This window comes from Tepidisphaeraceae bacterium, assembly GCA_035998445.1.
In the GTDB taxonomy this organism is placed as follows: domain Bacteria; phylum Planctomycetota; class Phycisphaerae; order Tepidisphaerales; family Tepidisphaeraceae; genus DASYHQ01.
Window position 1 is genome coordinate 207,242 of sequence record DASYHQ010000061.1, and the last position, 12,783, is coordinate 220,024.

At 65.0% G+C, this 12,783-nt stretch carries 11 protein-coding genes; 9 read left to right on the plus strand and 2 right to left on the minus strand.

Annotated features, from left to right (window positions below; translation table 11 throughout):
- The first annotated feature begins 6 nt into the window (after window positions 1–6).
- Window positions 7–372, plus strand: coding sequence for a hypothetical protein (locus VGN72_23285; GenBank protein HEV7302282.1), 366 nt, complete (start codon window positions 7–9; stop codon window positions 370–372).
- A 58-nt stretch (window positions 373–430) separates the two neighbouring features.
- Window positions 431–799 (plus strand): hypothetical protein, encoded by a 369-nt coding sequence (locus VGN72_23290; protein ID HEV7302283.1) that lies wholly within the window; start codon window positions 431–433, stop codon window positions 797–799.
- Window positions 800–858: 59 nt separating this feature from the next.
- Here VGN72_23290 and VGN72_23295 read toward each other — a convergent pair whose 3' ends face one another.
- On the minus strand, window positions 859–1,431 hold the full coding sequence (locus VGN72_23295) for a hypothetical protein (protein ID HEV7302284.1): 573 nt from the start codon (window positions 1,429–1,431) through the stop codon (window positions 859–861).
- Between the two features lie 90 nt (window positions 1,432–1,521).
- Between VGN72_23295 and VGN72_23300 the strand changes: the two genes are divergently transcribed.
- The 6 genes from VGN72_23300 to VGN72_23325 all read left to right on the plus strand — a co-directional run bounded on the left by VGN72_23300 (window position 1,522) and on the right by VGN72_23325 (window position 8,973).
- Window positions 1,522–3,453 (plus strand): 6-hydroxymethylpterin diphosphokinase MptE-like protein, encoded by a 1,932-nt coding sequence (locus VGN72_23300; protein ID HEV7302285.1) that lies wholly within the window; start codon window positions 1,522–1,524, stop codon window positions 3,451–3,453.
- Complete coding sequence (locus VGN72_23305) at window positions 3,450–4,952, plus strand: hypothetical protein (protein HEV7302286.1); 1,503 nt, start codon at window positions 3,450–3,452, stop codon at window positions 4,950–4,952. Before VGN72_23300 ends, VGN72_23305 begins: the two co-directional genes overlap by 4 nt.
- Window positions 4,949–5,674 (plus strand): acylneuraminate cytidylyltransferase family protein, encoded by a 726-nt coding sequence (locus VGN72_23310; protein HEV7302287.1) that lies wholly within the window; start codon window positions 4,949–4,951, stop codon window positions 5,672–5,674. Before VGN72_23305 ends, VGN72_23310 begins: the two co-directional genes overlap by 4 nt.
- A 59-nt stretch (window positions 5,675–5,733) precedes the next feature.
- Window positions 5,734–6,774 (plus strand): N-acetylneuraminate synthase family protein, encoded by a 1,041-nt coding sequence (locus VGN72_23315; protein HEV7302288.1) that lies wholly within the window; start codon window positions 5,734–5,736, stop codon window positions 6,772–6,774.
- Window positions 6,775–6,808: 34 nt separating this feature from the next.
- Window positions 6,809–7,963, plus strand: coding sequence for a UDP-N-acetylglucosamine 2-epimerase (neuC, locus tag VGN72_23320; protein HEV7302289.1), 1,155 nt, complete (start codon window positions 6,809–6,811; stop codon window positions 7,961–7,963).
- 137 nt (window positions 7,964–8,100) lie between these two features.
- Window positions 8,101–8,973 carry an HDOD domain-containing protein gene (locus VGN72_23325; protein ID HEV7302290.1) on the plus strand — a complete coding sequence of 291 codons (873 nt, stop codon included), beginning with the start codon at window positions 8,101–8,103 and terminating at the stop codon, window positions 8,971–8,973.
- 459 nt (window positions 8,974–9,432) lie between these two features.
- Here the strand turns inward: VGN72_23325 and VGN72_23330 are convergent, their stop codons facing one another.
- Complete coding sequence (locus VGN72_23330) at window positions 9,433–11,109, minus strand: HAMP domain-containing sensor histidine kinase (protein ID HEV7302291.1); 1,677 nt, start codon at window positions 11,107–11,109, stop codon at window positions 9,433–9,435.
- Window positions 11,110–11,350: 241 nt separating this feature from the next.
- Here VGN72_23330 and VGN72_23335 point away from each other — a divergent pair, with 241 nt between their 5' ends.
- Entirely contained in the window at window positions 11,351–12,748 is a 1,398-nt protein-coding gene (locus tag VGN72_23335) for a sigma-54 dependent transcriptional regulator (GenBank protein ID HEV7302292.1), read from the plus strand.
- Window positions 12,749–12,783: the final 35 nt, after the last annotated feature.

The window sequence follows — 12,783 nt, forward strand, 5'->3', positions numbered from 1 at the left end:
CCAGCCATGTCCTACTCACGCTTCAACACGCCCGGCCCTGCGGAAGACCCCGCGGTCAAACGCCGGAGGGAGCTGATCGGCCGCGGCACGCTGCTGGTGGTGGGGCTGTTGCTCATGTTTGCCGCGTGGAAGCTCTGGGGCGCCGCCGTCGAGTATGCCGAGCAGGACGCCAAGCTATACGAACATCTGAACAGCCGCAGCGTCGGCTTCCGCGGTCGCCGGCTGTCGACCAGCCCGTACCTGTATCCGCTGGCAGCGTTCCTGGGATTGGCAGGGCTGGCGGCGTCGATGATGGCGGTGATGTCGATCTCGCAGATGCACCGCGTCTTCCACCGACGCCCGCCGCGCACGCACGAGTTGGATGATTACTAATCGCTGATTCACACGCCTCCACTACAGCCGAATTGGGCCAACGTCCGATAAACCTGTTGTGAGCCTCTTCACCTGTTGCGAGCGATCGTTCAGCGCCTTATCCCGGGCCGCCGCCAAGAGCGCGGGATCGCGGATGCGTTCGATGGGGCTGTTGCCGACGCGGGTGAACTGGGCGGCCAGGGCGAGCCTGTGCGAGCAGTGCCCGCTGCGCCGCGTGCATCGCGGCGTCTCCTACTGTGGCCAACCGTTCTTCGAGAATGTGAACCGGGACCCCGTCACCGATGGCTGCGGTTGCCCCACGCGCGCCAAGGCCAAAGACCCGGCCGAGCACTGCCCCCTCAGCGCCCGCTACACCGCCGCCACGACCACGCCCGATGGCCATTGCAACTGCAAATGGTGTGCTTCAACCGCGTCCACGCTTTCGTAGGACGCCACGCTCGGAATCCGCCTACCATCTGTCCTGCATTTCGGCAGGGCTCGCCAGCCTTAAGGCGTCGGCAGCACCAGATTCCGGCTCACGTCATCGGGCGAGAAATTCTCCCGTGGCAGCGGCACGATGCGCGCCAAATACCACCCGTTCCCATCCGTCTGCCATTCGAAGCGCCAGTTTGACGGGTACGGGTAGGGCGCGATCTCCTGTTCACTCAACAGGCTGAGGTCCACCGTGATCAGCGATTGCGTCGGGCGGGCCTCGAGGTCCAGTATGCGCACCGATTGCAGGCCAATGCGATCGATCGTCTGCTCGGCCCCTTTCGAAAGCTGTTCCTTGCCGCGATAGACCAAAAGCGACGTCTTGCTGTCCAGCAGCGACGCGAAGGTCGTCCAATCACGATCCTCGACCGACGTGATCAGCAGCCGCGTTCTCCGAACGGCCGTCTCGGTGGGGGTGTCGACGAAATAGCCGATTGCCATCAGAACGACCGCCAGCAGCACCACGCCCAAGCCGACGTTGCGCAGCGTCGTGTCCTGCTTGCGATTGGCCGACCAGAACAGGTACGCGCCGACGGCAATGATGCCCAAGGGCAGCCACCACGGGGGATCGAACAGCATGTCGGACATGATGAATTGAACCTTTCCAAGGCAAACGTCCGATAAGCACGAAGTGCCCGGGCCCCGTTTCGCCGTGGCCGTTCTACTCGACGCGTGCCGATGACCGCAATTGCCGATCCCTCATTCGCCCACGTGCTACCGGCCGACGCGCCGTACCTGGCGAATCTCGCTGCGCTCTGGGCGACCGATCCCAAGCTCGCCGCTTCCATTGAAGCTGCGGGCGATATCGGTGTGCGCGTCGACCTCGCGAAGTCGGGCGAACCGACGCTGGCCGTTGAATCTACCACCGGCCAGCGAATCTATCTGCACAGCCGCTACCAACCCCTCGCCGAGGCCAAACGGCTGGCCGAAGCCGTCGACGTGAACGAACGGCTCGTCTTCTACTGCTACGGTTTCGGGCTTGGCTATCATATCGAGCACCTGTTCGACCGGGCGGGTGACGACGCGATCCTCTGCATCTTCGAGCCGCGCCTTGCGGTGCTGCGGGCGGCGTTCGAGCAACGCGATTTATCGAAATTGCTGATCAGCCGGCGCTTGATGTTCTTCACCACCGGCGACAAGGCCGATTTGTTCACCCGGCTGAACGACCGCATGGCGCTGGTGAACGTGGGCACCGCGGTGCTGGAACACTCGCCGAGCGTGCAGTCGTCGCCGGATTTCTTCGCAAGCTATCAGCAGTGGGTCGACGAGTTCGCGTCGCTCTGCCGCACAAGCATCACCACGCTGCTGCTAAACGGCCGGCGGACCGCGGAGAACATCGCGCGCAACCTCGGCTGGTACGCAGCCGTGCCAGGCGTGAACGCGTTGAAGGACCGCTACAAGTGCAAGCCGGCGATCATCGTCTCGGCCGGGCCTAGCCTGCGGAAGAACAAGCACCTGCTGCCGCAGGCCGCCGGGCAGGCGGTGCTGATCGCGGCGCAGACGACGCTGAAGCCGCTGCTGGAGATCGGCGTCGAGCCGAACTTCGTCACGTCGCTCGATTACTCCGATATCTGCACGCGCTTCTTCGAGGGCCTGCCGGACAAGTTGACGACCGAGCTGGTGGCCGAGCCGAAGGCGACGAACAAGATCTTCCAGATGCATCCCGGCCCAGTATCGCTGCTGGGCAACGACTTCGCCGACAAGCTGCTGCGCGAGATGACGCTGGACCGCGCCCGCCTGCCCGCCGGCGCGACCGTGGCGCACCTGGCGTTCTATCTCGCTGAGCATTTGGGGTGCGATCCGATCATCTTCGTCGGCCAGGACCTGGGCTTCTCCGACGGCCTGTCTTACGTGCCCGGCACCGGTCACGACGACGCCGCCCGCCCCGAATATGGCCGGTTCTACACGCCCGAGATGAAGCAGTGGGAACAGATCGTGCGCGACCGCCATATCCTGCGGCGAATCCCCGACGTGCATGGGCGACCGATGTACACCGAGGAACGCCTGTACGCCTACCTGCAACAGTTCGAGCGCGACTTCGGTGCCAGCCGATCGCGCGTGATCGATGCGAGCGAAGGCGGCGCGCTGAAGCGCGGCGCGACGGTGATGCCGCTGGCCGAGGCGCTGCGGGAGTTCTGCACAACGCCGCTCGATGCGATCGCACGCGAGCCCGCGCCACCACAGTGGGACCGGTTGCAGCAGTGCATCGATAGCCTGAACAACCGCCGCGACGAGGCGAGGCAGATTCAGGAGATCTCGCGCGACACGCTGCCGTTGTTGCGCGAGGTGAAGGACCACTTGGACGACCAGCCGCGCGTGAACCGCGCGATCGCCGCGATCGACGTGCTGCGGGCGAAGATGAACGGCTTGGGTCACTGCTACGACCTGATCATGCAGATGACGCAGCTGACTGAGATGCAGCGATTCCAGGCCGACCTGCGCATCAGTGCGTCGAAGCTGTCCGGCACCGAACGCCAACGGCGGCAGGTCGAGCGCGACATCGACAACTGCTGCGCCGTGCGCGATGCCGCCGGCGCGTTTCAAGCGATGATGGAGACGATCGTCACCGAACTGACGGCCCAAGGGGCTCACCGAAGCGAGGCCGCATGATGCGCGTCGCCGCCATCCTATCCATGCTGCACGAGCCGGCCGACGCCAACAGCGCCACCCGGCTGTTGCGCAACGCGCCGGTGTTGCAGTGGACGATCGACCGCCTGCGCAAGGCGAACGGTGTCGCGGGCATCGGCATCCTCTGCTGGGATGATCAACTGGCAGCCACCCGAATGTTCGCCGACCCCGGCACCGTCACCGTGCTTCCCAAGGGCGTTCGGCGGGCGATCCCGGAACTGGACCGCATCACCGTCGCCCGCACGTGGTCCGACGGTTGGCGCGGTGGGCTGCACAGCACGTGCGCGTTCGACGCCGGCTTCTACGCTCCATGGATCGTTGAATTGGCTGACTTGCTGAAAGCGGACGCCGTGCTGCTGGCGCCACCGAGCGCCGCTATGGTCGATCCACAGATTGCCGGTGCGCTGATCGAGCGTGCAACGTGCAACACGTCACTTGGCATCACGTTCTCCGCGGCGGCCCCGGGGCTGGGTGGGGCGGTGGTGACGCGGGCGCTGTTGAACACGCTGGTAACGCACGGGTCGCATCCTGGCCGGTTGCTGCACTACATGCCCGAACAGCCAATGCTGGACCCCGTGGGCGGCGAGGGGTGCGTGAGCGTGCCCGCAAGCGTCTCACGGACGCGCGAGAGCTTTTTAATCGACAGCGATCGCCGCGCCCGCCGCTTCACAGCGGCGGCCCATCCGCTGAATGGGCAGTTGATGACGACCGGGGCCGAAGAGCTCGCGCGACGGTTGTCTGCAGAACCGGCCGACGACGCGCCACCACGCGATGTGACGATCGAACTGAACACGACCCGATCGACGACGCCGATCTACCTGCCCGTGCGTGACGCGAGCGACGCCGGCGCAACGCTCGACCTGCGCGCGGTCTTCGGCCTGTTGAACGACCTGAAGCACACCGACGACATCCGCCTGACGATCGGCGGGCGTGGCGATCCGCTCGATAGCCCGATCCTGTTCGACGTGGTCGCAGCGGCGCGGGCGGCGAAGGTGGCGTCGATCCATGTCGAGACGGATCTGGCTACGTTCGACGCGAAGCAGATCGTGCAACTGGCCAGCAGCGAGGTCGACATCGTCAGCCTGTTCCTGCCCGCGCTGTCGCCCGACACGTACGCCACGGTGATGGGCACCGATGCGATGAAGCGTGTGCTGGACAACCTGAAGACGTTCGTCACCGTTCGCGCCGCGCGCGGCCGTGGCACGCCGCTGGTGGTGCCGACGTTCGTGAAGCTGGCAGCGAACCTGGCCGAGATGGACGCGTGGTACGACCAGTGGCTATCCGCTCTCGGCGTCGCCGTCATTGTGGGGCCGCGGGCGCTCGGCGCGGCACGACTGGAACTGGCCGACATGTCGCCCGCCATGGGTCGCAATGCCGCCGATCGGCCACTGCGCTTGTACCTGCGCTGCGACGGTAGCACGACGACGTGCGACGCGGATGTGATCGCACTTTCACCTCCTCTGGAGACGCAACTCGTATGAACACGCTCGGCGTCATCCTCGCGCGGGCCGGCAGTGTCGGCCTGCCGAGCAAGCACCTGCTGCCGCTGCTCGGCCGGCCGGTGATCTCGTACACGTTCGCCCACGCCCAGGCGGCGTTGTGGCTCACGCACGTCGTGCTCTCGACCGATTGCGCGCAGTTGCGCGGCATGGCCCAGGCCGTCGGCATTGATACCGTCGTCCGGCCGGCTCACCTGGCGACGTCGGACGCGTCGGTGCAGGACGCGATGCTGCACGCGATGGACGAGATCGAGTCGACCAGCGACTTCCACGCCGACGCGCTCGTCGTCCTGTACGGCAACGTGCCCGTGCGCACCGAAGGCGTGATTGACCGCGCGATCGAGATGCTGGAGCGCACCGGCTGCGATTCCGTCCGCACGTTCTGCCCGGTGGGCAAGTGGCATCCCGCGTGGATGTCGAAATTGTCCGACGATGGCATCGTCGAGGCATTGCACCCCGGCAGCATCCACCGCCGCCAAGACCTGCAACCGCTGCTGCTGCACGATGGTGGCGCGGTGGTGGTATCGCGCGAGTCGATGTTGCGCGGCCGTGCGATGCCGAACGATCCGCACGCCTTCTTCGGCGTCGACCGCCGGGGCGTTCGCACCGAGCAGGGCGACGTGATCGAGGTCGACCACCAGCGCGACCTATACTGGGCCGAGGCGGTACTGCGCGACCAGCAGGCGATGCGGAAGGCGTCGTAGCGGTCGGCGAGTTTCGCTTGGGTCTGGCTTGACGAACGAATCGAAGTTTCGGAACAACCATGCAAATCGCAGATCGACAAATCGGGATCGAGCACCGCACCTTCGTCATCGCCGAGATTGGTGTGAACCATAACGGGTCGGTCCGCCGGGCACTGGAACTGGTGGACCTGGCCGCGGCGGCGGGGGCGGATGCGGTGAAGCTGCAGCTGTTCTCGGCCGACCGGTTGATGAACGACGCCGCCCAGTTCGCGTCGTATCAAAAGTCGCGCGTCGACGCGGCGTCACCAGCGGCCATGCTGCGGCAGTACGAGCTGACGACGCTCGACACGCTGCGCGTCGTCGACGCGATCCGCAACCGTGGGCTGGTGCCGATCGCCACGCCGTTCTCGTTGGACGACGTGGACGCGGTCGTCTCGTTGAACCTGCCGGCGATCAAGATCGCTTCGCCCGACCTCGTGAACCGCCCGCTGCTGTCGCGCGCCGCTGAGACGGGCCTGCCGATGCTGGTCTCCACCGGCGCCGCGACCATGGGCGAGGTGTCGATCGCGACGGAATGGCTGACCGACCTGCAGGCGACGTTCGCGCTGCTGCACTGCGTCAGCAGTTACCCCACGACGCTGGCCGACGCGAATTTGCGATGGATCGGCGAGCTGGCGCGGTTCGGCTGCACGGTGGGGTATTCGGATCACACGACTGAACCGCTCGCCGGCGCGCTGGCGGTGGCGAGCGGGGCGAGCATTGTGGAAAAGCACCTCACCTACGACCGCGGCGCCGCGGGGCCCGATCACGCGGCCAGCGCCGACCCGGTCGGCTTCGCGCAGTACGTGAACGCCATTCGTTTGGCAGACACGGTGCGCGGCGCCGCGGGCAAGCGCGTGCTGGACTGCGAGCAGGACGTGCGAAAGGTCAGCCGGCAAAGCCTGGTGATCGCCCGCGCACTGCGCGCCGGTGAACGCGTGGGCGCAACCGATTTGATCGTGCAACGGCCCGGCGTGGGCATCCCCGCGGCGCAGTGGCCGATCGCGATCGGCAAGACCGTCCGCCGCGACGTGCCCGCGGGCACGATGCTGTCGTGGGAGATGCTCAGCGACGCGGCGTGATCTAAAGTGCGAAGTCGGAAAGTGAAAGGCGGAAGTGAAAGCGACGGCTCGCAAGCGCATCTGTTTCGTCACCGGCACGCGGGCCGAGTACGGATTGATGCGCTCCACGCTCGCGGTCATCGCGCAGCATCCAAGTCTAGAACTGCAGCTCGTCGCTACCGGCATGCACCTGCATCGGCGGTACGGACGAACGATCGATGAGATCCGGCGCGACGGGTGGACGGTCGACGCGACCGTGCCGTGGCCATTGGATGCTGACACGCCCGCGGCCGTCGCGGCCCGCACGGGCGCCGCGATGGCGAAGCTGGCGGCGACGTACGAGCGGTTGCAGACCGACGTCGTCCTCGTTGTCGGTGATCGCGTCGAGGCCTTCGCGGCGGCGGCGGCAGGGCAGGTGTCGCAGCGGGTGGTCGCCCATGTCCATGGTGGCGATCGGGCCGCGGGGCAGATCGACGACGCACTCCGCCATGCCATCACCAAACTCGCCCACGTCCACTTCCCCGCTACGCCTGCCAGTGCGGCACGCATCGTGAAGCTGGGTGAAGATCCTCGGCGGATCCATCGCGTCGGCGCGCCGGGCATCGATGGCATTGCGACCGCTGCGGCGCCGATGGCGGTGTTGCGCGAGCGCTTCCCCGGTTTGCGCGAGGGGCAGTTCGCGCTAATCGTGCTGCACCCGACCGACGCCACGGGCGAGACCGAGTCATCGCGCGCAAGTACGGTGTTGCGCGCCTCGCGGGCCGCCGGCATCGAGCAGGTCGTGGTGATCTACCCCAACAGCGACCCCGGTTCGCAGCCGATCATCCGTTGCTGGGAAGCGCGGCAGGCCGAGATCGACTTCCTGCTGCCCGACGCCCCGCGGGACGTGTTTCTCGGACTGATGCGCCGCTGCGCCGTGATGGTCGGCAACAGCAGCGCCGGCATCATCGAGGCCGGCGCCCTCGGGACACCCGTCGTCAACGTCGGCGACCGTCAGGCCGGTCGCGAGCGCGGGGCGAACGTGGCGGACGTCGGGTTCCGTGCCAGCGAGATCACGCTGGCGGTGCGAAGTGCGCTATCCATCGACCGAACAGGCAGGCCCGATAAAACGCATCCGTATGGTGGCGGGCGGGCGGGGGTTCGCATCGCGGCAGCGCTGGATCGCTTGATGATCAACAACCGGTTGCTGCGGAAGCTGATCGCGTACTAGCGGCCACCGTGACCGAGCGAAAGCATCTTCCCGCAAAAGCGGGGCGGGTCAGAATTAGGTTCAATCCGATGATTAAGCTCTGCGGGTTTCTGCTCGATACTGCAGGTAGCCGCTTAGTTTGTTCGAAGGATCGCTGAATGGGAACCACACCGCTGCCTGAATCGCAAAGCATTGTGTCCGACGCCGTGCGCAAGGTGACGATGCTCGCGACGTTGCCCGAGGTGACCTCGCGCATCATCCGCACCGTGGAGGACCCCAAGAGCACCGCCAGCGCGCTGCACAAGATCGTGTCGCACGACCCGGCGCTGGTCACCCGCATCCTGAAGGTCGTCAACAGTTCGTTCTACGGGTTGCCCGGGCAGATCGGCAGCATCGAGCGCGCGATCGTGCTGCTGGGGCTGAACGCGGTGAAGAATATCGCCGTCGCCGCCAGCCTCGGACAGATGTTCCGCGGCGCGACACTCTGCGAGGGATACACGGCCAAGGACCTGTGGACGCACTGCGTCGCGGTCGCCGTCACGTCGCGCGAGTTGGCCAAGCAGATGAAGGTCTCCCTGGCCGACGAGGCGTTCCTGGCCGGCATGATTCACGACGTGGGCCTGCTGGTGTCGCTTCAACTGTGGCCCGAGAAGCTGCGCAACATCTGCGACGCGTCGCGCACCGGCCAGCAGCCGTTCTGCGAGATCGAGCGCGCGATGGTCGGCGTCGACCACCAGCAGCTGGGCATGGGCCTGGCCGAGCAGTGGAAGTTCCCGCGGTCGTGCCAGCTGGTGGCGGGCTTCCACCATCAACCGCAGGTGCTGTCGGACGACAGCCGGACGCTGGTGACGATCGTCCACGTCGCCGACACGATCTGCTGCGGCACGGCGCACGGCTTCCCGCTGACGGCCGCCCATCAAACGCTCGACGCGCGCCTGCTGGCCGATGCGCACATCACGCCCGCAATCGTGGAAAGCGTGAAGGCCAGGCACGAGGAAATCCTTCAGGCCGCCGAGGCTTCGCTGGGGTGATCGTCGTTCTTCTGTAGGACAGGCATTCCTGCCTGTCTCTCCCCCCGTATTATCTCTTCTATCTTCTGTGGCACAGGCATTCTTGCCTGTGTCTCTTCCTTTCTTTTATCTTCCTGGTGGGACGACGGACATTCTTGTCCGGACCCATGCACTTGACGAAGGGCCTCGCAGTTCGTCATCCTGAGGTACTTCGAAGGATCTCCCCCCATATTCGCTTCGTGAAGGAAGAGATCCTTCGGAGTGCCTCAGGATGAGGAGGTTTCGTCAAGTGCATAGATACGGACAAGAATGTCCGTCCCACCAAGAGAATAGAGAGAAGAGACACAGGCCAGAATGCCTGTGCCACAGAAGAAAGAGGAGAAGACTACGGGGGGAGAGACCGGCAGGAATGCCTGTCCAACAGAAGAGGGGGGATTCTTCGCGGCCGTGGGTTTCCGTTGCCTTGGATCGACGAGCGCATTAAACCATCGTCGGTTGTCGGCGGACGTCCTTGGCGCCGCTGTCGATGCGCAGGGGAAGTTTGATCCAGAAGGTCGCGCCTTTGCCGGGTTCGCTTTCGACGCCGAGCGCGCCGCCGAGCAGGGTGGCCAGTTCTTTGGAGATCGCCAGGCCCAGGCCCGTGCCACTGTGTTGGCGGGTGACGCTGCCGTCGATCTGGCGGAACTTCTCGAAGATCATCTGCTGTTTTTCCGGTTCGATGCCGATGCCACGGTCGGCGACCGCGACGCGTACGCCGTCACCGTCGAGCCGCGCGGTGAGGTCGATGCGCTCGCCAGCGGGGGAAAATTTGATCGCGTTCGACAGCAGGTTGTAGAGGATCTGCTGCAGCTTGGCCGGGTCGTTCTGCAGGATCGGGATGCCGGCGGGCACGTCGATGTCGATCGAGAGTTTCTTCGGCTCGCACAGCGGCTTGAGGATGTTCGCCAGGCCCTCGAACAAATCGCTCAGGCTCAGCGGTTCCGATCGCACCTCCATCCGGCCGGCCTCAATCTTGGCCAGGTCCAGCAGGTCGTTAATCAGGTCCAGCAGGTTGCGGCCGCTCTGGGCGATGTTCTGCACGTAGCGCGTGCTCTTGGCGTCGGTGGGGGTCGTGTCCTTCAGCAGTTCGGCGAAGCCCAAGATGCTGTTGAGCGGCGTGCGCAGCTCGTGGCTGACGTTGGCGAGGAACTCGCTCTTCAACCGGTTCGACTCGTACAACGCCACGTTGCTCTCGGCCATCTGGCCCAATTTCAGGTCGAGGCTCTTGTTGATCGCGCGCAGCTGGTCGGCATTGCCCTTCAGGTTCGACAGCATCGTGTTGAACGTCTCCGACAGCTGTTGAAATTCGTCGCCGGTGCTGATGTCGGATCGAATGTTCAGGTCGCCACTGCTGACCTTCTCGGCCGTCTCCTGCAGCACGCGCACGGGCTGCAGGATAAGGCGCGTGATGATCAGGTAGAGCACGATGATCGCCAGCGTGCCCGCAAACAGGCCGGCCGCCAGCAGCAGCACGCGGTTCAGCAGCATCTGGTTGTCGTTCAACTGCGATTCGATGTCGACGCTGACGATGCCCAGCAGCGTGCCGCGCGTCGTCGGCTTCACCGCGGCGCTCGCGAGAACCCGCTGGCCGGCGGACAGGGTGCTGGGTGGCACCGCTGCGGTCGTCGGATTTGCGTTGCCGACACGTGCCGCTGGCGCGGTAGTTGCAAGACTGCTGACGGTCGCGTGGCAGCGCAGGCACTCGACCGTCGCGCGCAGCTCACGCGCGTAGCGGTATCCGATGCCGTCGGCACGGTCGTAACGCTGGTAAACGAAGTCCTGCTTATCCAACCGGCGCAACCGCGACGGCGCACGGCTCTCGAATCGCGTGAGCGACTCGGGATCGACGTCGCTGCCGATCAAACGGACGCCGTTGCGGGGCACTGTGGAACTGTCGTCGGGCCAGTCCAAGCGCGCGGTGGGATGGGCGATGTGATCGCGGATCGCCTGGTCGGCCAGCACGCTGGCGGCGCGGCGGTCAACGTCCTTCATCAACCCTTCGATCCGTTGGCCCGGCACCAGCAACGCTGCTGAAATGATCAGCACCACCGCGCCCCCGAACAGGAGCTGGCACTTGGCCGCAAGCGAGATGTGCGCTTCCCGGATCCGCTTGAACATGAGACCGCGATTCTACCGAAGGGGGCGGGGCATACCATTGATGTGCAGCTCAGCGAGTTTCGGGGAGCGTCTGAACCAGTACCGCTACCGTCCGCCGGCACTCATCAACCACCCCCCGTAGCTCCTGTGAAAGTAGTCAGATTTATCCAATCGCGAAGATTTGGCGTTGTCCGCCGTGTTCGGCATATGCTATGACGATTAGTCAGAGTCGTGCCATTTTACGCTTGAAAACGAGGACCCTATGGTCAGCCAAGGTCGTGTACTGGTTGTTGAAGATAACGAAACGGAACGGCGAGCGATTAGCCAACTGCTGAAGGCGGAAGGTTACACGGTGTTCGGCTCCGAAAGCGCCGATAAGGCCCTCAGCTATCTGGAAGAGAACATCGACGTCGTCCTTAGCGACCTCTACATGGGGGACGTCAGCGGTATCGATTTGTTGCAGCTCTGGAAAAAGCAGCGGCCCGAAACGCAGTTCATCCTCGTCACCGGTCACAGCAGTGTGAACTCGGCGGTCGAGGCGATGAAGGCGGGGGCGTTCGACTACGTCACCAAGCCGATCAACCTCGACGAGCTCGTCCTGTCCATTAAGCGGGCGATCGACGGGCTGCAGAAGGACAAGGAACTGGCCAATCTGCGCGAGCGGGTCGACCAGAAGTTCGGCTTCGACAACATCGTCGGCCAATCGAAGCAGATGAACGACGTGTTCGCCAAGGTCCGCAGGGCGGCGCCGGTGGATAGCACGGTGCTGATTCTGGGTGAGAGCGGCACCGGTAAGGAGCTGATCGCCCAGGCGTTGCACCACAACAGCCCGCGCAAGAAGGGCCCGTTCGTCGCGGTGAACTGCGCCGCGGTGCCGGCCACGCTGGTGGAAAGCGAACTGTTCGGCCACGTGAAGGGGGCGTTCACCGGCGCCACCGATCGCCGGGTTGGCCGGTTTGAACAGGCCGACGGTGGCACGCTGTTCATCGACGAAATTGGCGACTTCGAGATCGGCCTGCAGGCCAAGCTGCTGCGCGTGCTCGAGACGCTGCTGGTGACACCGGTGGGCGGGCACGAGGACCGCAAGGTGAACGTGCGCGTGGTGGCCGCCACGAGTCGCGACATTCGCAAGATGGTGGAAGATGGCACGTTCCGCGAGGACTTGTTCTACCGCTTGAACGTCGTGCAGATCTTGCTGCCCCCGCTGCGCACGCGTAACGACGACATCCCGATCCTGGTCGATCACTTCCTGAAGGAGATCAGCCAGAACAAGCACACCGCCCCCCGGCGGGTGTCCCCAGAGGTCATGCGCCGCCTGGCGAACTACCGCTGGCCCGGCAACGTCCGCGAGCTGCGCAACGCGCTGGAAAGCATGATGGTACTGGCCGACGGCGAGCTGCTGACCGAGAACGACCTGCCCGAGCGCATCATGCAGAGCGCCGTCGAAACGACCACTCCCAAGGAAGTGCCGACTGGCCTGACGATGGAAGAGCTGGAAAAGCTCGCGATCACCAAGGCCTTGGACCACTGCAACGGCAACCGTACGCACGCCGCTGGAAAGCTGGGGATCTCGGTCCGCACGCTTCAGCGGAAGCTGAGCCAGTATGCGTTGGAACAACGGGCTAAACCGTTCGTGAAGGACATGCTGACTGAAGTGTAGGGGGTGGTGAATCGGGGGAGTTCGCTCCGGTCCCT